This is a genomic window from Streptomyces sp. NPDC017943 (assembly GCF_044328425.1).
GTDB lineage: Bacteria > Actinomycetota > Actinomycetes > Streptomycetales > Streptomycetaceae > Streptomyces > Streptomyces djakartensis_A.
Map to the genome: position 1 here is coordinate 883,489 of NZ_JBIRHH010000002.1, position 23,978 is coordinate 907,466.

The 23,978-nt window shown below is 73.1% G+C and carries 18 protein-coding genes; 9 read left to right on the forward strand and 9 right to left on the reverse strand.

The window, feature by feature from the left end:
- Positions 1–107 precede the first annotated feature (107 nt).
- A complete protein-coding gene (locus tag ACH4C6_RS08960; protein ID WP_398107833.1) occupies positions 108–863 on the forward strand; it encodes an enoyl-CoA hydratase/isomerase family protein in 756 nt (251 codons plus the stop codon).
- On the opposite strand, the gene ACH4C6_RS08965 is transcribed toward ACH4C6_RS08960, so the two are convergent.
- Together ACH4C6_RS08965 and ACH4C6_RS08970 are read right to left on the reverse strand one after the other, a co-directional pair.
- Positions 850–1,485 carry a DJ-1/PfpI family protein gene (locus tag ACH4C6_RS08965; RefSeq protein ID WP_398107834.1) on the reverse strand — a complete coding sequence of 212 codons (636 nt, stop codon included), beginning with the start codon at positions 1,483–1,485 and terminating at the stop codon, positions 850–852. The genes ACH4C6_RS08960 and ACH4C6_RS08965 overlap by 14 nt on opposite strands.
- A 53-nt stretch (positions 1,486–1,538) precedes the next feature.
- Positions 1,539–2,507, reverse strand: a complete 969-nt coding sequence (locus ACH4C6_RS08970; protein ID WP_398107835.1) for a GlxA family transcriptional regulator — start codon at positions 2,505–2,507, stop codon at positions 1,539–1,541.
- Positions 2,508–2,621: 114 nt separating this feature from the next.
- On the opposite strand from ACH4C6_RS08970, the gene ACH4C6_RS08975 reads away from it, so the two are divergent.
- From ACH4C6_RS08975 to ACH4C6_RS08990, 4 genes are all read left to right on the forward strand, one after another.
- The gene (locus tag ACH4C6_RS08975; RefSeq protein ID WP_398107836.1) at positions 2,622–3,491 is read left to right on the forward strand and encodes a hypothetical protein; all 870 of its coding nucleotides are present in this window, start codon (positions 2,622–2,624) and stop codon (positions 3,489–3,491) included.
- A gap of 198 nt (positions 3,492–3,689) precedes the next feature.
- Positions 3,690–3,815, forward strand: a complete 126-nt coding sequence (locus tag ACH4C6_RS08980) for an LPFR motif small protein (RefSeq protein ID WP_267889763.1) — start codon at positions 3,690–3,692, stop codon at positions 3,813–3,815.
- Positions 3,816–3,915: 100 nt separating this feature from the next.
- Positions 3,916–6,345, forward strand: coding sequence for a Tex family protein (locus ACH4C6_RS08985; RefSeq protein WP_398107837.1), 2,430 nt, complete (start codon positions 3,916–3,918; stop codon positions 6,343–6,345).
- A gap of 103 nt (positions 6,346–6,448) precedes the next feature.
- On the forward strand, positions 6,449–7,036 hold the full coding sequence (locus tag ACH4C6_RS08990) for a putative glycolipid-binding domain-containing protein (RefSeq protein WP_398107838.1): 588 nt from the start codon (positions 6,449–6,451) through the stop codon (positions 7,034–7,036).
- Between the two features lie 60 nt (positions 7,037–7,096).
- Here ACH4C6_RS08990 and ACH4C6_RS08995 read toward each other — a convergent pair whose 3' ends face one another.
- The gene (locus ACH4C6_RS08995) at positions 7,097–8,737 is read right to left on the reverse strand and encodes an ABC-F family ATP-binding cassette domain-containing protein (protein WP_398107839.1); all 1,641 of its coding nucleotides are present in this window, start codon (positions 8,735–8,737) and stop codon (positions 7,097–7,099) included.
- A gap of 68 nt (positions 8,738–8,805) precedes the next feature.
- Between ACH4C6_RS08995 and ACH4C6_RS09000 the strand changes: the two genes are divergently transcribed.
- Positions 8,806–9,756: an FAD-dependent oxidoreductase gene (locus ACH4C6_RS09000; protein ID WP_398107840.1), complete on the forward strand. Its 951-nt coding sequence runs from the start codon at positions 8,806–8,808 to the stop codon at positions 9,754–9,756.
- 522 nt (positions 9,757–10,278) lie between these two features.
- On the opposite strand, the gene ACH4C6_RS09005 is transcribed toward ACH4C6_RS09000, so the two are convergent.
- The 3 genes from ACH4C6_RS09005 to ACH4C6_RS09015 all read right to left on the reverse strand — a co-directional run bounded on the left by ACH4C6_RS09005 (position 10,279) and on the right by ACH4C6_RS09015 (position 15,326).
- Positions 10,279–12,003 carry a BCCT family transporter gene (locus ACH4C6_RS09005; protein ID WP_398107841.1) on the reverse strand — a complete coding sequence of 575 codons (1,725 nt, stop codon included), beginning with the start codon at positions 12,001–12,003 and terminating at the stop codon, positions 10,279–10,281.
- Positions 12,004–12,087: 84 nt separating this feature from the next.
- A complete protein-coding gene (locus ACH4C6_RS09010; protein WP_398107842.1) occupies positions 12,088–13,374 on the reverse strand; it encodes a M14 family metallocarboxypeptidase in 1,287 nt (428 codons plus the stop codon).
- Positions 13,371–15,326 (reverse strand): Xaa-Pro dipeptidyl-peptidase, encoded by a 1,956-nt coding sequence (locus ACH4C6_RS09015; RefSeq protein WP_398107843.1) that lies wholly within the window; start codon positions 15,324–15,326, stop codon positions 13,371–13,373. The genes ACH4C6_RS09010 and ACH4C6_RS09015 overlap by 4 nt, the downstream gene beginning before the upstream one ends.
- 201 nt (positions 15,327–15,527) lie before the next feature.
- Between ACH4C6_RS09015 and ACH4C6_RS09020 the strand changes: the two genes are divergently transcribed.
- A complete protein-coding gene (locus ACH4C6_RS09020) occupies positions 15,528–17,036 on the forward strand; it encodes a M1 family metallopeptidase (protein WP_398107844.1) in 1,509 nt (502 codons plus the stop codon).
- Positions 17,037–17,182: 146 nt separating this feature from the next.
- A complete protein-coding gene (locus tag ACH4C6_RS09025) occupies positions 17,183–18,070 on the forward strand; it encodes an arginase family protein (protein ID WP_398107845.1) in 888 nt (295 codons plus the stop codon).
- 57 nt (positions 18,071–18,127) lie between these two features.
- Here the strand turns inward: ACH4C6_RS09025 and ACH4C6_RS09030 are convergent, their stop codons facing one another.
- Positions 18,128–19,594, reverse strand: coding sequence for an amino acid permease (locus ACH4C6_RS09030; RefSeq protein ID WP_398107846.1), 1,467 nt, complete (start codon positions 19,592–19,594; stop codon positions 18,128–18,130).
- A 224-nt stretch (positions 19,595–19,818) separates the two neighbouring features.
- On the opposite strand from ACH4C6_RS09030, the gene ACH4C6_RS09035 reads away from it, so the two are divergent.
- The gene (locus ACH4C6_RS09035) at positions 19,819–20,535 is read left to right on the forward strand and encodes a MerR family transcriptional regulator (protein ID WP_398107847.1); all 717 of its coding nucleotides are present in this window, start codon (positions 19,819–19,821) and stop codon (positions 20,533–20,535) included.
- Here the strand turns inward: ACH4C6_RS09035 and ACH4C6_RS09040 are convergent.
- Both ACH4C6_RS09040 and ACH4C6_RS09045 read right to left on the reverse strand, forming a co-directional pair.
- On the reverse strand, positions 20,521–22,725 hold the full coding sequence (locus ACH4C6_RS09040) for a 3-hydroxyacyl-CoA dehydrogenase NAD-binding domain-containing protein (RefSeq protein WP_398107848.1): 2,205 nt from the start codon (positions 22,723–22,725) through the stop codon (positions 20,521–20,523). The two genes, ACH4C6_RS09035 and ACH4C6_RS09040, sit on opposite strands and share 15 nt — an antisense overlap.
- A gap of 34 nt (positions 22,726–22,759) precedes the next feature.
- Complete coding sequence (locus ACH4C6_RS09045) at positions 22,760–23,974, reverse strand: acetyl-CoA C-acetyltransferase (protein WP_398107849.1); 1,215 nt, start codon at positions 23,972–23,974, stop codon at positions 22,760–22,762.
- Positions 23,975–23,978: the final 4 nt, after the last annotated feature.

Below are 23,978 nucleotides of genomic sequence, written 5' to 3' on the forward strand. Positions count from 1 at the left end.
CGTTGGCGTATGACACGGTCAGTTGTGGGACTGGTTCTGCCCTGGTTGTGCCGTCTCGGCGAACTATTCGGGTTGTACGGGTTTGGCGTGCGGATAGCATCCGGCGCATGGAGCCCCAGCTGGACCACGCCGTGACCGACGCGGTCGCGACGGTCGTCATCCGCCACCCCGAGAAGCGCAACGCCATGACCGCCGCGATGTGGCGGGCCCTGCCACCGCTGCTGGACGGCCTCGCGGGCGACCCGGCCGTACGGGCGCTGGTGCTGACCGGCGAGGGCCGGACGTTCTGCGCCGGTGCCGACATATCGACACTGCGGGGTTCGCCGGAGGAGGCGCAGGGGCTGGCCGTGCGGGCCGAGGAGGCGCTGGCCGCCTTCCCCAAACCGACCCTGGCGGTGATCCGGGGGTACTGCGTGGGTGGCGGCGCACAGCTCGCGGCGGCCTGCGACCTGCGCTTCGCCGAGGAGGGCGCGCTGTTCGGGGTGACGCCCGCGAAGCTCGGCATCGTCTACCCGGCCTCCTCGACCCGGCGGCTGGCGTCCCTGGTGGGACCGGCCACCGCCAAGTACCTGCTGTTCTCCGGGGAGCTGATCGACGCGGGGCGGGCGCTGCGCACCGGGCTGGTCGACGAGGTGCTGCCGGAGGACGAACTCGGCAAGCGCGCGACGGAGTTCACCCGCGTCCTGGTGTCCCGTTCCCAGCTGACCCAGGCGGCCGCCAAGGAGTTCGCCGACGGACGCACGGACCGGGACGGCCACTGGGCAGTGCAGGCGCGCGGCAGCGGCGACGCCGCGGAGGGCGTCGCCGCGTTCCTGGAGCACAGACAGCCGCGCTTCGGCTGGGACGTGCCTACGTCAGGATGACGCCGGAGTGGGCGCGGACCAGGTCGACCAGGTGGGCCGGGGCCTTCTCGGGTGATCCGGCGTCGTAGGGCGGCTGCGGGTCGTACTCGGTGGCCAGCTGGACGATCCGGGCGTGGTCGTCGCCGGCGATCCGGCCCAGGAGCGTCAGGCCCATGTCGATGCCGGCGGAGACGCCGGCCGCGGTGACGTACTTGCCGTCGGTGACGACCCGTCCCCCCGTAGGCTCGGCGCCGTGCCGGCGCAGCTCGTCCAGGGCCAGCCAGTGGGAGGTCGCGCGGCGGCCCCGCAGCAGCCCGGCGGCGGCCAGCAGCAGGGAGCCGGTGCACACGGACGTCGTCCAGGTGCTGGTGGCGTCCGCGGTGCGCAGCCAGCCGGCCAGGGGCCCGTCCGCCGCGAGCGGGAGCGGGCCGGGGCCGCCGGGGACGACGACGATGTCGGGGTGCGGCACGTCGGCCAGGGTCCGGTCGGCGACGAGGGCGAGGCTGCCGCAGTCGTTGCGCACGGGGCCGGCCTCCTCGGCCACGAACACCGTCCGCGCGTCGGGCAGACGGCCGAGGGTCTCGTATGGGCCCACGGCGTCGAGGGCAGTGAAGCCCTCGTAGAGGGCGATGGCGATCAGCATGGGGGTCCCTTCGGTCGGCGGCAGGGCGTGGGTGGGGGCGGGCCGGCCCGTGGTCAGGGCGCGGTCGCCGGGCGGAAGCGGCGGCGGTACTCGGCCGGGGAGGTCCCCAAAGCCTTGACGAAGGCGCGGCGCATGGCCTCCGGGGTGCCGTAGCCGCTGGCGCGGGAGATCTCCTCGACTCCGTCGGCGGTGTCCTCCAGCAGGCGGCGGGCGTGCTCGAGCCGGACGTGGTCCACGTAGCGGCCCGGAGTCGTGCCGGTCTCGGCGCGGAACGCGCGGGCGAAGTGGCGCGGCGACAGCCGGGCGCGGGCGGCGAGGGTCTCGACCGAGAGATCCGCCCCCGGGCGTTCGGCGATGTGGCGCTGGACCTCGCGCAGAGGCTCGCGGTGTGCCGTCTGCGCGGCCAGCTGCGCGCTGAACTGGGCTTGGTTGCCCGGCCTGCGCAGGAAGACCACCAGGTGGCGGGCGACGGTCAGGGCGGTCTCCCGCCCCAGGTCCTCCTCGACCAGGGCGAGGGCGAGGTCGATCCCGGCGGTGACGCCCGCCGAGGTGGCGACGTTCCCGTCGCGGACGTAGACGGGGTCGGGGTCGATCCGGACGGCGGGATGCCGGCGGGCGATCCGGTCGCAGTACGCCCAGTGCGTGGTGATCCGGCGGCCGTCCAGCAGCCCCGCCTCGGCCAGCACGGCGGCTCCGGTGCACACGGACACCAGCCGTGCGGCGCGCGGCCCGTGCGCGCGCACCCAGTCGACCAGCCGCGGCTCGGGCCGCAGGCTGCCCTTGCCGCCCGGGACGAGCAGGACGTCCGGATCGGCCGCGTCGGCCGCGTCGGCCAGGGACTGGTCGGGCACGAGGGTCAGACCGCTGGTGCTGCGCACCGGCGCCCCGTCCAGGGACGCCGTGCGGATGCGGTAGGTGCCCGGGCGGAGCAGTTCCGCACCCGCGAAGACCTCCACGGGGCCGGTGACATCGAGACTCTGCAGGCCGTCGAAGAGGACGACGAGAACCGTGCGCTGGGTCATGCCCCCGATTCTTCGCGGGGGCGGGACACGGCCGCAATGCCGGGTTCCCCACCTTTCCTGCCATGCGGCGCACGGCCATGGAGGCCATACCAAGCGGTTGGTAACCTGCCGGGCATGACGACTGCCGCCCTGGAGCCGCGCGCCGGCCGACGCTGCCACACCATGCTCAACTCCCTGCACGCGACGCACTACTTCTCGCCCGACCTGGGCCGGGAACTGGGCGCCGTCGGCATCACCGATCCGCGCGCGGTGAACTTCGCCGTGCGTGCCGCCGCCCTCGGCCCGGTCGGCGCCGGACCGGTGGCGGCCGCCTTCTACAACTACAAGTACGCGCTGGTGGCCCGGCACGTCCCGGCCGTCTGGGAGACGGCCGCACCGTCCCGGGTGCTCGCGGCACGCACGCGTGCGGTCGACGCGACGCTGCGCCGGCTGCTCGGCGAGGAGGTCCTGGCGTCGGCGGAGATGGCCGAGGCGGCACGCCTGGCGCTGCGCGCCGCCGAGGCCTGCTCGCGCGAGGCGCGCCCGCTGTACGCCGCCCACGCCGACCTGCCCGTCCCCGAGGAGCCGCACCTCGCCTACTGGCACGCGGCGACCCTGCTGCGCGAGCACCGGGGCGACGGCCACCTGGCCGTCCTGATGTCCGCCGGGCTGGACGGCCTGGAGGCGGTCGTGACGCACACGGCGACGGGCAAGGGCATGGCCCCGAAGTGGGTCTTCGGCACCCGGGGATGGACCCCCCAGGACTGGGCCGCGGCGACGGACCGGCTGCGCGAGCGCGGCCTGCTGGAGTCGTCCGGCGAGCTGAGCGAGCGGGGTGCCGCCCTGCGCGCGGAGATCGAGCAGGAGACGGACCGCCTGGACCGCGCCCCCTACGAGCACCTGGGCGCCGGGGGTGTGGCCCGGCTGACGGAACTGGGCGGGGCGTTCGCACAGGCGGCGCTGACGGCGGGGGCCTTCCCGGCGGATCTGATCGGCAGGGCCTGACCCGGCGCCCGGGCGGGCCGTCGCGGCGGCCCGCCCGCGGCCTTCTCCCGAGCGCGTGTCCGGTCGTGACGCATGGTGAGCCGTTGACGAGGTACCTGTTCTGCACCGGCCGGTGCGGCCGGAACGGGAGACGAGGAGATCCGAGGGAAGCCGAGGAACTCCGAGGACCTCCCAGGCGGACGAGGAAAGGGGAATTTCGTGTTCCGTGCCATCGCAGACGTGCTGCGCCAGATCGGCGGCGCCATCGCCACCGTCGTGACGCTTCCCTTCCGGGCCCTGGCCCGGCTGTTCGGCGGGGCTTCGTCCTCCACCCGCAGGGCCTGACCTCGGCCCCCGGCCCGCCGGGGGCCGCCCTGATCCCCGACTGTCGGTGTCACCTGCCACAATTGCCGCGCAACCTCAGCGGAGAAGGCGGTACGGGATCGTGACGACACCCGGGTCCAACGGGTCCATCGAAGGCAGGATCGCCGAGGAGCTCGGCGTACGGGAGCGGCAGGTCAGGGCTGCCGTGGAACTGCTCGACAGCGGTTCGACGGTGCCCTTCATCGCCCGCTACCGCAAGGAAGCGACCGAGATGCTCGACGACGCGCAGCTGCGCACGCTCGAGGAGCGGCTGCGCTACCTGCGGGAGCTGGAAGAGCGGCGGACGGCGATCCTGGAATCGGTGCGCGAGCAGGGCAAGCTCACCGAGGAACTGGAGACGCGGATCCGGGGTGCCGAGACCAAGGCCCGCCTGGAGGACATCTACCTGCCGTTCAAGCCCAAGCGGCGCACGAAGGCCCAGATCGCCCGTGAGGCCGGTCTGGAGCCACTGGCGCAGGGGCTGCTCGGCGATCCCGGCGTCGACCCCCTCGTCGCGGCCGCCGCCTTCGTCGACGCGGACAAGGGCGTCGCCGACCCGCAGGCCGCCCTCGACGGCGCCCGGGCGATCCTGACCGAGCGGTTCTCCGAGGACGCCGACCTGATCGGCGAGCTGCGCGAGCGCATGTGGACCCGCGGGCGGCTCGCCGCCAAGGTGCGCGACGGCAAGGAGGAGGCGGGCGCGAAGTTCGCCGACTACTTCGACTTCTCCGAGCCGTTCACCGAGCTGCCCTCCCACCGCGTCCTCGCCATGCTGCGCGGCGAGAAGGAGGAGGTCCTCGACCTCGTCCTCGAACCCGAGGAGCCGACCGACGGCCCGTCCTCGTACGAGGGCATCATCGCGAACCGGTTCGGGATCGCCGACCGGGGCCGTCCCGCCGACAAGTGGCTGAAGGACACCGTCCGCTGGGCGTGGCGCACCCGCGTCCTGGTCCACCTCGGCATCGATCTCAGGCTGCGGCTGCGCACGGCCGCCGAGGACGAGGCGGTGCGGGTCTTCGCCGCGAACCTGCGCGACCTGCTGCTCGCCGCCCCGGCGGGCACGCGCGCGACCCTCGGGCTGGACCCCGGTTTCCGCACGGGCGTCAAGGTGGCCGTGGTCGACGCGACGGGCAAGGTCGTCGCCACGGACGTCATCCACCCGCACGTCCCCGCCAACCGCTGGGACGAGGCCCTCGCCAAGCTGGCCCGGCTGGCGAAGCAGCACGCGGTGGAACTCGTCGCGATCGGCAACGGCACGGCCTCCCGCGAGACCGACAAGCTCGCGGGCGAGCTGATCGCCAGGCACCCGGAGCTGAACCTCACCAAGGTCATGGTGTCCGAGGCCGGCGCGTCGGTGTACTCGGCGTCCGCGTTCGCCTCGCAGGAGCTGCCCGACATGGACGTGTCGCTGCGCGGCGCCGTGTCGATCGCCCGCCGGCTCCAGGACCCGCTGGCCGAACTGGTGAAGATCGACCCGAAGTCCATCGGTGTCGGGCAGTACCAGCACGACCTGTCCGAGGTGAAGCTCTCGCGCTCGCTGGACGCGGTCGTGGAGGACTGTGTGAACGGCGTGGGGGTGGACGTCAACACCGCGTCCGCCCCGCTGCTGGCCCGGGTCTCCGGCATCACCTCCGGGCTCGCCGAGAACATCGTGGCGCACCGGGACGCCAACGGGCCGTTCACGTCCCGCCGCGAGCTGAAGAAGGTGGCCCGGCTCGGCCCCAAGGCGTACGAGCAGTGCGCGGGCTTCCTGCGCATCCGCGGCGGCGAGGACCCGCTGGACGCCTCCAGCGTGCACCCCGAGGCCTATCCGGTCGTGCGGCGGATGGTGAAGACGGCCGGGCAGGAGGTCGCGGCGCTCATCGGCAACACGTCCGTACTGCGCTCGCTGCGGCCCCAGGACTTCGTGGACGAGTCCTTCGGCCTGCCGACCGTCACCGACATCCTCAAGGAGCTCGAGAAGCCGGGCCGCGACCCGCGTCCGGCGTTCCGGACGGCCGCCTTCAAGGAGGGCGTGGAGAAGATCTCCGACCTGACGCCCGGGATGATCCTGGAGGGTGTGGTGACGAACGTCGCCGCCTTCGGCGCGTTCGTCGACGTCGGCGTCCACCAGGACGGTCTGGTGCACGTCTCCGCGATGTCGAGGACGTTCGTGAAGGACCCGCGCGACGTGGTGAAGCCCGGGGACATCGTGAAGGTGAAGGTCCAGGACGTCGACATCCCGCGCAAGCGCATCTCGCTGACGCTGCGTCTGGACGACGAGGCTGCACCGCAGGGCGGCCAGGGCGGCGGCTCCGGCGAGCGTGAGCGCCGCCAGCGGGGCGGGCGACCGCCTCAGCAGCGGCAGGGCGGCGGTGGCCGCGGCGGCCAGGGCGGTGGTCGCGGGGGCCAGAGCGGTGGTCGCGGGGGTCAGGGCGGCGGGTCGCGTCAGGCTCCCGCGCCGGCGAACGGTGCCATGGCCGACGCCCTGCGCCGGGCCGGTCTGGTCGATCCGAAGAACGGTCGCCGCTGACGGCCCGGCCGGAGTGCTCGTGCCGTGGGGAGCTGCGGGTCCGTCGTGACCGGTCGCGCAGTTCCCCACGCCCTCGGCCGGGCGGCGGACCTACACTGGCGTCATGTCCGCCGCACGCGTCCTCACCTGGGAGGTGTTCGCGAGCCGTGGGGTCGAGACCGCCTGGATCCAGGTGCGGGACGGCCTGCTGCGGGCGCGCGGGCGGGCCGTCGGCGTCGCACCGGAGCCCTACTGGGTGACCTACGACCTGGAGACCGCCGACGGGTTCGTCACCCGCCGGCTGCGGGTGACGGTCGACTCCGCGGACGGCAGCCGCACGCTCGACCTGCGGCACGACGGCGCGGGCGCCTGGACCGCGGACGGCGAACGGCTCCCGGTCGTCGACGGCGCCCTCGACTGCGACCTGGCCCGGTGCCCCCTGACCAACACCATGCCGGTGCTGCGCCACGGACTGCACCGGGGGCCGGGCGAGGTGGAGTTCCTGATGGCCTGGGTGTCCGTGCCGGACCTGACGGTGCACCCGTCACGCCAGACGTACACCCATCTGCGGCCCGGCCGGGTCGGCTTCGCCTCCGGTGACGTCCGCAGCGACCTGCGGGTCGACGGCGAGGGGTTCGTCGTGGACTACCCCTCCCTGGCCCGGCGCCTGGCGGCCGCCCAGGGTCGGTCGTTCGGATCGGCCCGGCCATGAGGCTCGGCTCTGTCAGCCGACTCGAGCCCCGCGACGCCGGAATGGTCCGAACGGCGGGCCCTAGCGCTCGGTCACCTTCCCGTGGGCCACCTCCAGGCGGCGCGTGACCCGGACCGCGTCCAGCATGCGGCGGTCGTGCGTGACCAGCAGCAGGGTGCCCTCGTACGCGTCGAGCGCGGACTCCAGCTGCTCGATGGCCGGCAGGTCGAGGTGGTTGGTCGGCTCGTCGAGGACCAGGAGGTTCACGCCCCGGCCCTGGAGCAGCGCCAGCGCGGCCCGGGTGCGCTCGCCCGGGGACAGCGTCGCCGCCGGGCGCAGGACGTGGTCGGTCTTGAGGCCGAACTTGGCCAGGAGGGTGCGGACCTCGACCGGTTCGGTGTCCGGGACGGCTGCCCGGAACGTGTCGAGCAGGGTCGTGGGGCCGTGGAACAGCTTGCGGGCCTGGTCGACCTCGCCGAGCAGCACGCCCGAGCCGAGCGCGGCGTGGCCGGCGTCCAGGGGGACGCGGCCGAGCAGGGCGGCGAGCAGGGTGGACTTGCCGGAGCCGTTGGCGCCCGTGACCGCCACCCGGTCAGCCCAGTCGATCTGGAGGGAGACCGGCCCGAGGACGAAGCCGCCGCGGCGCACCTCGGCGTCGCGCAGCGTCGCGACGACGGCGCCCGAGCGCGGGGCCGAGGCGATCTCCATGCGCAGCTCCCACTCCTTGCGCGGCTCGTCGACGACGTCGAGGCGCTCGATCATGCGCTGGGTCTGCCGGGCCTTCGCGGCCTGCTTCTCGCTGGCCTCGCTGCGGAACTTGCGGCCGATCTTGTCGTTGTCGCCGCCCGCCTTGCGCCGGGCGTTCCTGACGCCCTTGTCCATCCAGGAGCGCTGCATCTGTGCGCGGTCCTGGAGGGCGGCCTTCTTGTCGGCGTACTCCTCGTAGTCGTCACGGGCGTGCCGGCGGGCCACCTCCCGCTCCTCCAGGTAGGCCTCGTAGCCACCGCCGTAGAGGTTGATCTGCCCCTGGGCCAGGTCGAGTTCGAGGACCTTGGTCACGGTGCGGGTGAGGAACTCGCGGTCGTGGCTGACGACGACCGTGCCGGCGCGCAGGCCGGCGACGAAGCGTTCGAGGCGCTCGAGGCCGTCCAGGTCGAGGTCGTTGGTCGGCTCGTCGAGCAGGAAGACGTCGTAGCGGGACAGCAGCAGGGACGCGAGTGAGGCACGGGCCGCCTGGCCGCCGGACAGGGACGTCATCGGCTGGTCCAGGTCCACGGCGAGGCCCAGTGAACCGGCGACCTCCTCGGCGCGTTCGTCGAGGTCGGCGCCGCCCAGGCCGAGCCAGCGCTCCAGGCTGGTGGCGTAGGCGTCGTCGGCGCCCGGCGCGCCGTCGACCAGCGCCTGGGTCGCCTCGTCCATGGCGCGCTGCGCCTCGGTGACGCCCGTGCGCCGGGCCAGGAACGCGCGGACGGTCTCGCCGGGGCGGCGGTCCGGCTCCTGCGGGAGGTGACCGACGGTGGCGGCCGGCGGGGACAGGCGCAGTTCGCCCTGCTCGGGGGTGGTGAGGCCGGCGAGCATCCGCAGCAGGGTGGACTTGCCCGCGCCGTTGGCGCCGACCAGGCCGATCACGTCGCCGGGCGCGACGACGAGGTCGAGCCCGGTGAACAGGGCGCGGTCGGCGTGCCCGGCGGCGAGGTTCTTGGCGACGAGGGTGGCAGTCATCAGAGCGCCGATCCTAGTGGGCGGGGTGAGATGAGCAGGGCCAGGCCGCATTCCGCTACCGTCCCCGTATGCGGAGCGGGACGCGTGAGGCGATCGTGGTGGTCGGGGGCGGCGTCGTCGGGCTGACGACGGCGGTGGTGCTCGCCGAGCGGGGGCACCGGGTGCGGGTGTGGACGCGGGACGCCGTGCAGGCGACCACCTCCGCCGTCGCGGGTGCGCTGTGGTGGCCGTACCGCATCGAGCCGATGGCGCTCGCGCGGACGTGGGCCCTGCGGTCGCTGGAGGTGTACGAGGAACTGGCGGCGGGGTCCGGGGCGTCCGGCGTCCGCATGGTCGAAGGCGTCCTGGGTGACACCCGGTTCGACGAGGTCGACGGGTGGCTGGCGGGCCGGGTGCCCGGGCTGCGGGCGGCCACGGCCGAGGAGTACGCCGGGACGGGTGTGCGGGCGCGGCTGCCGCTGATCGACATGCCGGCCCATCTGCCCTGGCTGCGCGACCGGTTCACCGCGGCGGGCGGAGTGGTTCAGGCGCGTGCGGTGGCGTCCCTCGGGGAGGTGGACGCGCCCGTGGTGGTCAACTGCACGGGGCTGGGGGCGCGCGAGCTGGTGCCGGACCCGGCCGTACGGGCCGTGCGCGGGCAGCTGGTCGTGGTGGAGAACCCCGGGATCGACACGTGGTTGGTCGCCACCGACGCGGCCGGGGAGCACGCGTACATGTTCCCGCAGCCCGGCGGGCTCGTCCTCGGCGGTACCAGCGAGGAGGACGCCTGGTCGACGGAGCCGGACCCGGCTGCGGCCGAGGCGATCGTGCGGCGTTGCGCCGCGCTGCGGCCGGAGGTCGCCGGGGCGCGGGTGCTGGAGCACCGGGTGGGACTGCGCCCGGTGCGTGACGCGGTCCGCCTGGACCGTGAGCGGCTGCCGGACGGCCGCGTCCTGGTGCACAACTACGGGCACGGCGGCGCGGGCGTCACGGTGGCCTGGGGCTGCGCGCGGGAGGCGGCCCGGCTGGCCTCGGCCTGAGGCGGAACGGGCCGCGACGCACGGGGAGGGCGGCCCGGACGGTCGTAGCCGCGACGTACGCCGGGGGCGACCCGGACGATCGTGGCCGCGACGCACGGCCGAGGGCGACCCGGACGATCCTGGCCGCAACGCACGCCCAGGGCGACCCAGACGGTCGTGGCCGTGGCACACGGCCAAGGGCGACCCGGACGATCGTGGCCGAAACGCACGGCGAGGGCGGCTCCGGCGATCCTGGCCGCAACGCACGCCCAGGGCGGCCCGGACGGTCGTGGCCGCAACGCACGGCCAAGGGCGACCCGGACGATCCTGGCCGCAACGCACGGCGAGGGCGGCCCCGGCGATCCTGGCCGCGACGCACGCCCAGGGCGGCCCGGACGATCGTGCCCGCAACGCACGCCCAGGGCGGCCCGGACGATCGTGCCCGCAACGCACGCCCAGGGCGGCCCGGACGGTCGTGGCCGTGGCACACGGCGAGGGCGGCCCGGGCCGTCGTGGCCGGGCCGCCCTCGTGCGGTGGGTGGGTCAGTGCTTGCCGACCGGGTCTCCCTCCACGTCCGGGCCGCGGCCCGGGCCGACGCGGAGTTCGAACTCGCCGTCGTACTTGGTGTGGCCCTCGATCACGGCCTGTTCGACGGCCTCGGAGCCCATCCGCTCGCGGACGATCACCGGGTCGCGGCGCAGGTCGCGCATGAGGGCGACGCACATGAAGATCATCACGACGACGAACGGCGCCGCCGCGAGGATCGTGAGGTTCTGCAGGCCCGTCAGGGCGTCCCCCTGCCCGCTGCCGACCAGCAGCATGATGGCGGCCACCGCGCCGGTGACCACACCCCAGAACACGACCACGAAGCGGCCGGGTTCGAGGGCGCCCTTCTGCGACAGGGTGCCCATGACGATCGACGCCGCGTCGGCGCCCGAGACGAAGAAGATGCCGACGAGGACCATCACCAGCAGGCTCGTGACCGTCGCGATCGGGAACTGCTGGAGCACGTCGAAGAGCTGGCCCTCCGGGGTCGTCTCCTTGCCGAGCTGCCCCTCCTCCTGCATCTTCATCGCCGAGCCGCCGAAGATCGCGAACCAGATCAGGCTGACCGTGCTGGGCACGAGGATGACACCGCCGACGAACTGCCGGATCGTCCGGCCGCGGCTGATCCGGGCGATGAACATGCCGACGAAGGGCGTCCAGGAGATCCACCACGCCCAGTAGAAGACCGTCCAGCTGCCGAGCCAGTCGGCGACGCCCTCGCCGCCGCTGGCCTCCGTGCGCCCGGCCAGTTGGGGCAGGTCGCCGAGGTAGGCGAAGACGGAGGTGGGCAGCAGGTCGAGCACGATGATGGTCGGACCCGCGACGAAGACGAACAGGGCGAGCACCAGCGCCAGCACCATGTTGGTGTTGGACAGCCACTGGATGCCCTTCTCCACACCGGAGATGGCGGACGCCACGAAGGCCAGGGTCAGCACGGCGATGATCGTGACGAGCAGCCCGGTGCTCACCTCGTCCATCCAGTCCAGCTCCTGGACGCCGGAGCCGATCTGGAGCGCGCCGAGACCCAGGGACGCGGCGGAGCCGAAGACCGTCGCGATGATCGCGAGGACGTCGATGGCCCGGCCGATGCCGCCGTTGGCGTTCTTCCGGCCGATGAGCGGGGTGAACACGGCGCTGATGGTCTGCCGGCGCCGCCTGCGGAAGGTGCTGTAGGCGATGGCGAGACCGACCACGGCGTAGATGGCCCACGGGTGCAAGGTCCAGTGGAACAGCGTGGTGGCCATGGCGGTTTCCATGCGGTCACCGGAGTCGGCCGGGTCGGTGCCCGGCGGGGCGGTGTTGTAGTGTGACAGCGGTTCGCTCACGCCGTAGAACATCAGGCCGATGCCCATGCCGGCGCTGAACATCATCGCGACCCAGGAGACCGTGCGGAACTCCGGCTCCTCGCCCTCCGCGCCCAGGTGGATCCGGCCGTAGCGGCTGATCGCGAGCCAGAGGGCGAAGACGACGAAGCCGGAGGCGGCGAGCATGAACGCCCAGCCTCCGTTGTGCATCAGCCCGCCGAGCAAGGTGGTGGAGACGTCTTCGAGCGAGTCGGTCGCGGTGGCGCCCCACACCACGAAGGCCAGGGTGAGCACCGCCGTGACGCCGAAGACGATGCGGTCGGTCTGCGGCCGGTCCTGACCGGGCAGCCCCGCTTCCGACCCCGGTAGCGCGGTCCCCTCCGGGGAACCCTTGTCGCTTGGTCGTTCTTGCGTCACAGGCGGCACCTTTCATCGGGACAGCAGCGGAGGTGTTGCTCCTCCGTACACGCTGCTACCACGACTGGCGCATTTTCACCCCTGTCAACATGCGGTTTCGGTTGATCCTCCGATCAGGTGGTACTCGGCCCGGTCGTCGAGCAACAACGGGACGAGGGCCCGCAGCGGCTGGCGCAGCGGGACGAGGACGCCCTCGCGGTCCTTGCGCACGCGCACGCCGTGCAGGGCGAGTTCGTCCCCGACCTCGGCGTACTGGGCGGCGGTCAGGCGGTAGGCGCAGGGCGGGTCCTGGATGACGTCGGCCGGTTCGGGGGCCTCGTTGTCGGCGCCGCCCACGTAGACCGGACCGGTGTCCGCCAGGCCGGCGAGCCGGGCCTTGGCCGTGGTGAGCGCGATCCGGGCCCGGCGCTGGTCGGTGTGGGCGAACAAACCGTCCAGGGCTTCCAGTTGCGAGGTCACCCGGCGGCGGTTGTTGAGGGCCTCGTCGGCCTTCTCGGCCTCGGTGAGCGGGTCGACCCGGCTCTCGATCAGCAGCCCCACCGCGTGTTTCACGCCGGACATGTTGCGAAGGATCCGCTCCTGTCCGTCCCCGGCGACCTGCCGCACGGGATCACCGGTGGCGGGGTCGGTCCAGATGCCGTAGGTGCCGATGGAGTGGCCGGCCCGCCGGGCGGCGGGGCGCACGTACGCCTCGGACAGGGTCCGCGCCTCGTCGTGGACGTCCTGGTCGGTGTTGAGGTTGCGGGGCCACAGGTCGAACAGGTCCTTGTCGTAGTACGGGGGTGTGGCGCCGTACTCGTGCAGGTCGTAGACGATGTCGGGGCGCCGGTCGCGGATGACGGCGGCCAGCGCGCGGCCCTCGGCGGTGCGCAGGGCGAGGTGGTCGCGGTTGATGTCGACGCCGTCGGCGTTGCCCCGGGTGTCGGCGGCGCGGCCGTCGGGGTTGGCGGTGGGCACGACCAGGACCGTGGTGCGGTCCAGGAACCGCCGGGTGCGGCTGTCGCGGGCGAGGGCGAGATCGCGGACGGTGGTCAGGCAGGCCTCGCGGCCGGCCGGTTCGTCGCCGTGCTGGCTGCACACGAGGAGCACCGAGGTGGGGCTCGCCGCCCTGCCGATACGGACCAGCTGGAGCGGGCGGCCCTGCGCGGTGGTGCCGAAACGGGTCACCGAGACGCGGCCGCTGGACCGGTCGACGGCGCGCAGGAAGTCCTGCTCCTCGGGCTGGGTGGTCCAGCGGGCGCCGTTCGTCCGCTCGAAACCGGTGCGCGGCACGGAGTCCGCGGACGCCTGGGCCGGTGCGGCGACCAGGGACGCCGCGAGCGCCGCGGTGGTGGCGATCAGTGCTCCGACGGGGGTGGTGCGGCGGCTCATCGGCCTCCCTCCGGGACGCGGTGGGTGGTGCGCGGTTCCCGCACGCCGTCCAGGCGGCCCGCGTCGGGGCTCGCGGACGCCGTGCCCGAGGTGGCACGGGCGAACGCGGCGGCTCCGCCGGTGAACGGGACGTGCGCCGAGGTGCGGGACAGGTCGAGGGTGAGCGTCGGCCGGTCGGCGGGCGGGTCGATCAGCCCCTGGTCGGTTCCGCCGACGATCAGCGCCAGGCGGTGGCCCTTGCGCACGACGTGGTCGGTGGCCGCCAGGTCGAGGGTGATCGTGTACCGCTCGCCCGGGGTGAGCGGCGAGCCCTTCCCGGCGGAGGCGTGGTTGCCGAGATCGGCCCAGCCGCGGCTGACGACGGTGTAGTCGACGTCGGCGGTCTTCGGCTTCGTCTCCTTGAAGCAGGAGCTGTCACCCGCGGTGCTCGCTCCCCAGCAACTGCGCTCCGGGAGCGTGGTGATGCCCTCACCGGCGTCGGCGTAGTCGCGGACGGTGGCGGGGCCGACGTCCACGAGCACGGCGGACAGGTGTGCCGTCGGCGTGGAGGGCGTCGCGGTGACGGTGACCCTCGAGGAGCCGGCCAGGCGCAGGTCCCGGGTGAGCGGCCCGGTGGTGAACCCGGCCTTCTCCGGCGTCGGGTCGTCGAGGTGGGCGGCCCAGTCGGTCTCGTTCAGCCGCGGGTCGTCGGTGAAGGTCTCCGTGCCGTGGCCGCGGCGCAGTCCGAGAGTGCCGACACCTTCCCGGGCGCCCTCGCCGGGGCGCAGGGTGACGGCGCGGGTGCCGCTCGGCGGCCAGGTCCGGGAGGTCTGCCAGGTGCCCGGGGCGCGTTCGACGTCGGCCATGGGCTCGCGGTCGATGCCGTTGTCGTAGCCCATGAGCGCGTGGTCGAACCAGCGGTGGAGGGTCTCGACCCAGGCGCCGCGCCGGAAGTCGAAGGGGTCGACGTGGCCGGTCTGGGAGAGCCAGATCTTGCGCTCGACGCCGTTCCTCGCCAGGGCGTCCCACCACTGGCCGACGTGCTTCATGCGGACGTTGAGGTCCTGCATGCCGTGGACGAGGAAGACGCTGGCCTTCACCTTGCGGGCGGCCTTGACGTAGTCGCGCTCGCTCCACAGCGGGGTCCAGTCGCCGGTGCGCGGGGCGCCCTCGGTCAGCTTCTGCTGGACGGGACCGCACTTGGCGCGCGCTGCGGGGCTGTTGACGTAGTCCGCCAGCCACTCGGGGCCGGAGTCGTAGAGCGGGGCGCCCTGCTGGAAGTAGTAGTCGTACCAGGAGGAGATGGCGCTGATGGGGACGATGGTCTCCAGGCCCTCGACACCGGTGGCGGCGACGCCGTTGGCGATGGTGCCGTCCCAGCTCTTGCCGATCATCCCGGTGCGGCCGTTGGTCCAGTCCGCCGTGGCGCGGGTGGTGCCGGTGCGGGTGGTGTAGGCCCTGGCGCGGCCGTTGAGCCAGTCGACCACGGCCTTCGCGGACCGCACGTCGGAGCGGCCGCCGACGTCGACGCAGCCGTCCGAGCGGTTGGTTCCGGCCAGGTCCACGCCGACCACGGCGTAGCCACGGGGCACGAAGTAGTTGTCGTAGTAGAGCGGCATCTGCACGACGTCGCCGTTCGCGTCGTACGTCTTCTTCTGGCTCTCGTTGCCGCGCCCGCAGCAGGAGTAGTACGGGCTGGCGTCCATGATGACGGGGACCTTGCGGCCCTGGCGAGCGGCTTCGCGGGGGCGGACGATGTCGACGGCGACCCGGTCGGCCTTCCCGTCGCGGTCGCCGTCGAGTCCGGTGTCCACCCAGACGGCGTCGCGGACGGCGTCGGCGTAGGAGTGGACGGGCCGGCTCTCGCGGGGGGCGGCGGACGCGGTGGCCGGGGTGAGCAGGGTGGCCATCAGGGCGGCCGTGGCCGCCGTCGCGAGCGGTCTCCAGGTCGTGAAGCGCGTGCGTTTCGGCATGCGGCGGACGCTACATCGGTGAACTCCGGTTCAGAAGAGGGCAGCTGACGGACCGGCGTGTCCGGGCGGGGCCCGCGGGGGTGGTGTCGCGTGTCGGCCGAATGGCGATCGTGTGACAGCGAGGGCCATGGACATGACGAGCGGCGCAGGGGGTGAATAGGTTCGTCACAGACTTCGGGACCCCACGACTTGGAGCTTTGCGTGCACCGCAGAATCATCGCGCCGGGAGCCCTGGCAGCGGCCGTCACCCTGCTGGCGATCCCGGCATCGGCCGCCTCCCTCTCCCCCGGCGCTCCGGGTGCCGGCGACCCCTACTACCCGGCCTACGGCAACGGCGGCTACGACGTCTCGCACTACGACCTGAGGCTGAAGTACCAGCCGGCCACCGACGAACTGGAGGGCACGGCGACCGTCGTCGCCCGCACCACGCAGGACCTGTCGCGCTTCAACCTGGACTTCCTGCTGGACGTCACCGAGGTGCGCGTCAACGGCGTCACGGCCGCGCACCGCACCTCGGGCGAGCAGGAGCTGGAGATCACGCCGAGGAAGCCGCTGGCGAAGGGCACGCCCGTCACGGTCGTCGTGCGCTACCGCGGGGTGCCCTCCTCGAAGAAGGCGTTCGGGTTCACCAGCTGGCACCGCACCCCGGACGGGGGTGTCGCCGCCAACGAGCCCGAGGCGGCGGCGTGGTGGTTCCCCGCCAACGACCACCCGCTGGACAAGGCCACCTACGACGTGTCCGTGCTCGTCCCGGACGGCACCCAGGCGATCTCCAACGGCAGGCTCCAGTCGACGACTTCACGGCTGGGCTGGACCCGCTGGAACTGGCGCTCGAACAAGCCGCAGGCCACCTACCTCGCCACGCTGGCGGTCGGGAAGTTCGACATCACCACCGGCACGAGCGAGAGCGGCATCCCGGTCCTCAACGCCTACAGCGAGGACCTCGGGGACAACGCCGGCGCGGCCCGGGCGAGCGTCGAGCGGACCGGGGAGGTCGCGGACTGGCTGGCCGGGTACTTCGGGCCGTACCCCTACGACGCGCTCGGCGGGTACGTGCCGAACACGAACACCGGGTACGCGCTGGAGACGCAGACGCGGCCGTTCTACAGCCCGCGGCAGTTCGCCAGCGGCGCGAACGTGTCCGTCGTGGTGCACGAGCTGGCCCACCAGTGGTACGGCGACTCCGTGTCGCTCAAGGGCTGGAAGGACGTCTGGATCAACGAGGGCTTCGCCCGGTACGCGCAGTGGCTGTGGTCGGAGCACGAGGGCGAGGGCACGGCACAGGAACTCGCCGACCACGTCTACGCCTCGCACCCCGCCGAGGACCCGTTCTGGACGGTACGGCCCGGCGATCCCGGCCCGGACGACCAGTTCGACATCGCCGTCTACGACCGCGGCGCGCTGGCCGTCCAGGCGCTGCGCAACAAGGTCGGCGACGAGGCGTTCTTCGCGATCCTGAAGGGCTGGCCGCGCGAGCACGCGCACGGCAACGCGTCGGTGGCCGACTTCCGGCGGTACGCCGAGGAGGTGTCCGGCAAGCCGCTGGCCGCGCTGTTCGACACGTGGCTGTTCCAGCCGTCGAAGCCGGGGGCGCCCGCGGCCCGGGCCGCGGCGGTGGCGAAGGGGCCGGCGGCCGTGGAGCAGCCGAGGTCCTGGAAGAAGATCGCCGCGACGAACGGCGTCCACGGGCGGCCGGAGCACCGGCACTGACGCGCCCCGCCGGGCGTCCCGGTCTACGGTGGGCCCATGCGCGCCCGGTGGGGGCGGCCGGGGCGGATGGGCGCACCGGCGTCACCGGCCCGGCGGCGCGTGGGCCCGCCGATGACGTGGTGGCCGGCCGGTGACGAGGAGGCGGCGTGCGGGACGTGGCGATCGTCGAGGCGCCGTCCGTGCTCGGGCTGCGGCCGACCGGTGTGGAGGAGCTGCCGGGGGCGCTGCTCGACGCCGGGCTGGCCGAGGGGCTGGGCGCGGTGCGGGCGGGGCGGGTGGAGCCGCCGCCGTACGACCCGGAGCGGGATGCGGCGACCGGTCTGCTGAACGGGGACGCGGTCGCCGCGTACTCCGGAGCGCTGGCCGACGCCGTGGGGGCCCTCCTGGACGAGGGCCGCTTCCCCGTGGTGCTCGGCGGCGACTGCAGCGTGCTGCTGGGCGCCCTGCTGGCGCTGCGCCGCCGGGACCGGCACGGCCTGCTGTTCCTGGACGGGCACAGCGACTTCTACCAGCCCGAGGCGGAGCCGGCCGGCGAGGTGGCGTCCATGGAACTCGCCCTCGCCACCGGCCGGGGGCCGCGCGTGCTGGCCGACCTGGAGGGCAGGGGGCCGCTGGTCCGGGACGAGGACGTGGTCGCCCTGGGTTTCCGGGACGCGGAGGAGTCCGCGGCGTACGGGATGCAGCCGCTGCCGGACGCGCTGCACGCGATGGACCTGGACATCGTGCGCGCCCTGGGCGCGGGTGAGGCGGCCCGGCGCGCGGTGGGCCTGCTGACCGGCGGCGGCGCGGACGCGGGCTACTGGGTGCATCTCGACGTCGACGTCCTGGACGACGCGGTGATGCCCGCCGTGGACTACCGCCAGCCGGACGGCCTGTCCTGGCAGGACCTGGAGACCGTGCTCCGCACGGCGCTCTCGGGCGGCGACGCGGTGGGCCTCACCGTCACGATCCTCAACCCCCGCCTGGACCCCACCGGCACGATCACCGACCACCTGACCGCCTGCCTGCTGCGCTCCTTCGAGAGGCAGGGCTGACGGCGGGGGTGGCACGGCGACTCGGGCAGGGCGGCGCCCAGGGGGGCGTCGAGGGGCCTACTCCGCCAGGCGCGACAGCTCCTGGTCCGTCGTGCGGGACACGCGGCGGCGGATGCCGAACCAGCCCGCGACCAGCATGACCGCGATGACGGGGACGAGCAGGAGGGTCTTGCGGCCGACCTCCGGGTCGTTCCACATCATGCCGAGGCAGGCCAGCAGGAAGGCGATCGTGGTGATCTCCGTGACGGGGCTGCCGAACAGGCGGAAGGCGGGGCGGCTGATCAGGCCCGCCTTGGCGCGGCGGACGAAGACCAGGTGGCAGATCATGATGATCACCCAGGTGCTGATGATGCCGAGGGAGGCGACGTTCAGCACGATCTCGAAGGCCTGGGCCGGGACGAGGAAGTTCAGGCCGACGCCCAGCACGCACACCCCGCAGGTGAGCAGGATGCCGCCGTACGGGACCTGGCTGCGGTTCATGCGGGCGGTGAACTTCGGCGCGGAGCCGGCCATCGCCATGGAGCGCAGGATGCGGCCCGTGGAGTACAGGCCCGAGTTCAGGGAGGACATGGCGGCCGTCAGGACCACCAGGTTCATCACGTCACCCGCGGCCGGGACGCCGATCTTCGACAGCACCGTGACGAAGGGGCTCTGGTCGGCCGAGTAGACCGAGCCCGGCAGCAGCAGGGCCAGCAGGACGACGGAGCCGACGTAGAAGAGAGCGACCCGCCACATGATCGAGTTCACCGCGCGCGGGACGACCTTCTCCGGCTCCGCGGTCTCGCCCGCCGCGACGCCGACCAGCTCCAGCGCGGCGTACGCGAAGATCACACCCTGCATCACGAGGACGACGGGCATCATGCCGTGCGGGAACACGCCCCCGTTGTCGGTGATCACGCTCAGGCCCGGGGTCTGGCCGCCGACCTCCCGCTGGGTGGCGAGCAGGAAGATGCCGATGAGCATGAAGCCGACGAGCGTCGCGACCTTGATGATCGCGAACCAGAACTCCATCTCGCCGAAGATCTTCACCGAGATCAGGTTCACGGCCAGCACCACGGCGAGGGCGATCAGCGCGAGCACCCACTGCGGGATGTCGGTGAACAGGCTCCAGTAGTGCGTGTACAGCGCGATGGCGGTGATGTCGGCGATACCGGTGGTCGACCAGTTGAGGAAGTACATCCAGCCGGCGACGTACGCGCCCTTCTCGCCGAGGAACTCGCGCGCGTACGACACGAAGGAGCCCGAGGAGGGGCGGTACAGGACGAGCTCGCCGAGCGCCCGGACCACGAAGAAGGCGAAGATGCCGCAGACCAGGTAGGCGATCGCCAGCGCGGGGCCGGCGTTGTGCAGACGGCCGCCGGCGCCGAGGAAGAGGCCGGTGCCGATGGCACCGCCGATGGCGATCATGTTGACGTGGCGGGCCTTGAGGTCCTTGCTGTAGCCGGCGTCGCCCGCGTCCGCGGGCACCTGGGCCGCATCGGTACGCGGCGTGGCCGCAGCCGTGTTCACGGCGTCCTTGCTCACGGGTGGTTCCACTCTCTGGATCGCCCCGGACGTCGTGGGCCCGGGGTCCGTACAGTGCGTCGGCCCGTACCACCCTTGTGACGCGGCACAGACCAAGGCAGCACCTTCCCACACGCCTCGCCGCGCACACGGTGACCGGGGTCACCAAGCGTGACTTCTCACAAGGTCCGCACACGGTGCCGGTGAGGTTTCACACCATTGGTGGGACAGCGATACTGCTGCACATGACGACCGACACCGAGGAGCCGACCCTCACGATCGACGAGCTGGCCGCCCGGGCCGGTGTCACCGTGCGCACGGTCCGCTTCTACGGGACGAAGGGGCTGCTGCCGCCGCCGGTGCTCGGCCCGCGGCGCGTCGGGCACTACGGCCGCGCGCACCTGTCCCGGCTGGCGCTGATCGAGGAGCTGCAGCAGCAGGGCATGACCCTGTCCGGCATCGAGCGGTATCTGCGCCGGCTGCCGCCCGGCCTGAGCGCGCACGACCTCGCCGTCCACCGGGCGGTGGTGGCCTCCTGGTCGCCGGAGACCGTCGAGACGGTCACCCGGGAGGAGCTGGCGCGGCGGGCCGGGCGGCCGCTGGACGGGGAGGATGTCGAGCGGCTCGCCGCCATGGGCGTGATCCGGCCGGCGGACGGCGGCTACGAGGCCGATCTGGGGCTGCTGCGGCTGGGCGTGGGCCTGCTGGACGTGCCCCTGTCGCAGCGGGCCATCTCCGCGGCGCGCACGGTGCTGCTGGAGCACGCGCGCGCCGCGGCCCGGGAGCTGTCCGGGCTCTTCCGCGGTGAGGTGGCGGAGCGGGACGCACAGGACGTGCGGTCCCTGTCCGCGCACATGCACCCGCTGGTGGTGCAGGCGCTGCTCACCGCGTTCCAGCGGTCGCTGAAGGAAGAGCTGGGCGCGTGGCTGACCGGGGCGTCCGACGGGTCAGCGGCGGGCTGAGTCGGCGAACCGCTCCCCCTTCTCGGCCTTCTCCACCAGCAGCGCGGGCGGCGTGAACCGGTCGCCGTAGCGCTCGGCGAGTTCCCGCGCGCGGGCCACGAAGCCGGGCAGGCCGACGCCTGCCCCGGCGCCGCCGTCGTAGCCGTTGATGTACTGGAGCACGCCGCCGGTCCAGCCCGGGAAGCCGATGCCGAGGAGGGAGCCGATGTTGGCGTCGGCGACGGACGTCAGCACGCCCTCCTCCAGCAGCCGGACGGTGTCCAGCGCCTCGGAGAACAGCATCCGCTCCTGCATGTCCTCGAACGGGATGGTGTGCCCGGGCCGGGTGAAGTGCTCGCGCAGCCCCGGCCAGAGCCCGGCGCGCTTGCCGTCCTCGTCGTAGTCGTAGAAGCCGGCGCCGCCGCTGCGGCCGGTGCGGCCGAACTCGTCGACCATGCGGTCGACGACGGTCTCGGCGGGGTGGGGCGTCCAGGTGCCGCCCGCCTCCTCGACCGCCCGCTTGGACTCGGCCCTGATCTTGCGCGGCAGGGTGAGCGTCAGTTCGTCCATCAGGGACAGCACCTTGGCCGGGTAGCCGGCCTGGGCCGCGGCCTGCTCGACGGAGGCGGGCTCGATGCCCTCGCCGACCATGGCGACGCCCTCGTTGATGAACTGGCCGATGACGCGGGAGGTGAAGAAGCCGCGCGAGTCGTTGACGACGATCGGCGTCTTGTTGATCTGCCGGACCAGGTCGAAGGCGCGGGCCAGCGCCTCCTCGCCCGTGCGCTCGCCCTTGATGATCTCGACGAGCGGCATCTTGTCGACCGGCGAGAAGAAGTGCAGTCCGATGAAGTCGGCCTGGCGCTCGACGCCCTCGGCCAGGGCGGTGATGGGCAGGGTGGAGGTGTTGGAGCACAGCAGCGCGTCGGGGGCGACGACGTGCTGCACCTCCTGGAAGACCTTGTGCTTGAGGGAGGTGTCCTCGAAGACGGCCTCGATCACGGCGTCGCAGCCGGCCAGGTCCTGCGCCTCGGCGGTGGGCGTGATGCGGGCCAGCAGGGCGTCGGCCTTCTCCCGGGTCGTGCGGCCCTTGGCCACGGCCTTGGCGCACAGCTTCTCGGAGTAGCCCTTGCCCTTGAGGGCCGCCTCCAGGGACACGTCCTTGAGGACGACCTCGATGCCGGCGCGGGCGCAGGAGTAGGCGATGCCGGCTCCCATCATCCCGGCGCCGAGGACGGCGACCTTGCGGACCGTGCGGGGTTCGACGCCCTGGGGGCGGTTGGCGCCGGAGTTGACGGCCTGGAGGTCGAAGAAGAACGCCTGGATCATGTTCTTCGCGGTCTGGCCGGCGGCCAGTTCGACGAAGTAGCGGGCCTCGACGACCTGCGCGGTCTCGAAGTCGACCTGGGCGCCCTCGACGGCCGCGGCGAGGATGTTGCGCGGGGCCGGGTAGGGGGCGCCGCCCGTCTGCTTGCGCAGGGTGGCCGGGAAGGCGGGCAGGTTCGCGGCGAACTTGGGGTGGGCCGGGGTGCCGCCCGGGATCCGGTATCCGGGCCTGTCCCAGGGCTGCTGGGACTCGGGGTGGGCGTCGATGAAGGCGCGGGCCCTGGCGAGCATGTCCTCGTGGCTGTCGGCGACCTCGTCGACGAGGCCGTTGTCGAGGGCGCGGCGCGGGCTGTACTGGGTGCCCTGGAGGAGGACCTTGAGCAGGGCGTCGGCGATGCCGAGCAGGCGGACGGTGCGGACCACGCCGCCACCGCCGGGCAGCAGTCCGAGGGTGACCTCGGGGCAGCCGATCTTCGAGCCGGGTGCGTCCAGGGCGACGCGGTGGTGGCAGGCCAGGGCGATCTCGTAACCGCCGCCCAGGGCCGCGCCGTTGAGGGCGGCGACGACGGGCTTGCCGAGGGTCTCGATGCGGCGCAGGTTCCGCTTGACGGCCATGCCGCCGTCGAAGAGCTGCTGCGCGGTCTCCGGTGTGACGCGGATCAGGTCGCGCAGGTCGCCGCCGGCGAAGAAGGTCTTCTTGGCGGAGGTGACGATGACGCCCCGGATGGAGTCCTTCTCGGCCTCCAGCCGGTCGGCGACCGCGGCGAGGGAGTCGCGGAACGCCTGGTTCATGGTGTTCGCGGACTGGTTCGGGTCGTCGAGGACCAGGGTGACGAGGCCGGTGCGGTCCTGTTCCCAGCGGATGGTGGTGGGCTCAGTGCTCATGTGGAGGTGCTCCGTGTGATCCGTCGGGAGGGGGTCAGATGCGCTCGACGATGGTGGCGACGCCCATGCCGCCGCCGACGCACAGCGTGGCGAGGCCGTAGCGCTTGTCCTGGCGCTCGAGTTCGTCGACGAGGGTGCCGAGGATCATCGCGCCGGTGGCGCCGAGCGGGTGGCCGAGGGCGATCGCGCCGCCGTTGACGTTGACCTTGTCCAGGGACAGGCCCATGTCCTTGACGAAGCGCAGCACGACCGCCGCGAACGCCTCGTTGATCTCGACGAGGTCGATGTCGTCGATGGAGAGCCCGGCCTTGGCGAGGGCCTTGCGGGTGGCCGGGGCGGGACCGGTGAGCATGATGGTGGGCTCGGAGCCGGAGACGGCGGCGGAGACGATCCGGGCGCGGGGCGTGAGGCCGTAGCGCTCGCCGACCTCCCTGGAGCCGATCGCGACGAGCGAGGCGCCGTCCACGATGCCCGAGGAGTTGCCCGCGTGGTGGACGTGGTCGATCTTCTCCACCCAGTGGTACTGCTGGAGGGCCACGGCGTCGAAGCCGCCGAGCTCGCCGATGTCCGCGAAGGACGGCTTGAGCTTGGCGAGGGAGTCGGCGGTGGTGCCGGGGCGCGGGAACTCGTCGTGGTCGAGGACGACGAGCCCGTTGCGGTCCTTCACCGGGACGACGGACCTGTCGAAACGGCCGTCCTTCATGGCAGTGGCGGCCCGCTCCTGGGAGAGCGCCGCGTACTCGTCGACGTCCCTGCGGGAGAAGCCCTCGATGGTGGCGATGAGGTCGGCGCCGATGCCCTGCGGCACGAAGTTGACCTGGAGGTTGGTCATCGGGTCGTTGAACCACGCGCCGCCGTCGGAGGCCATCGGTACGCGGGACATCGACTCGACGCCGCCGGCGAGGACGAGGTCCTCCCAGCCGGAACGGACCTTCGCGGCGGCCAGGTTGACGGCCTCCAGGCCCGAGGCACAGAAGCGGTTCTCCTGGACGCCCGCGACGGTGTCGGGCAGCCCGGCGGCGATGGCCGCGATGCGCGCGATGTCGGAGCCCTGGTCGCCGACCGGGCCGACGACGCCGAGGACGATGTCGTCGACGGCGGCCGGGTCGAGGTCCGGGAAGCGGTCGCGGATCTCGTGGATGAGCCCGACGACCAGGTCGATGGGCTTGGTGCCGTGCAGGGCGCCATTGGCCTTGCCGCGCCCGCGCGGGGTGCGGATCGCGTCGTAGACGTACGCTTCGGTGCTCACGAGA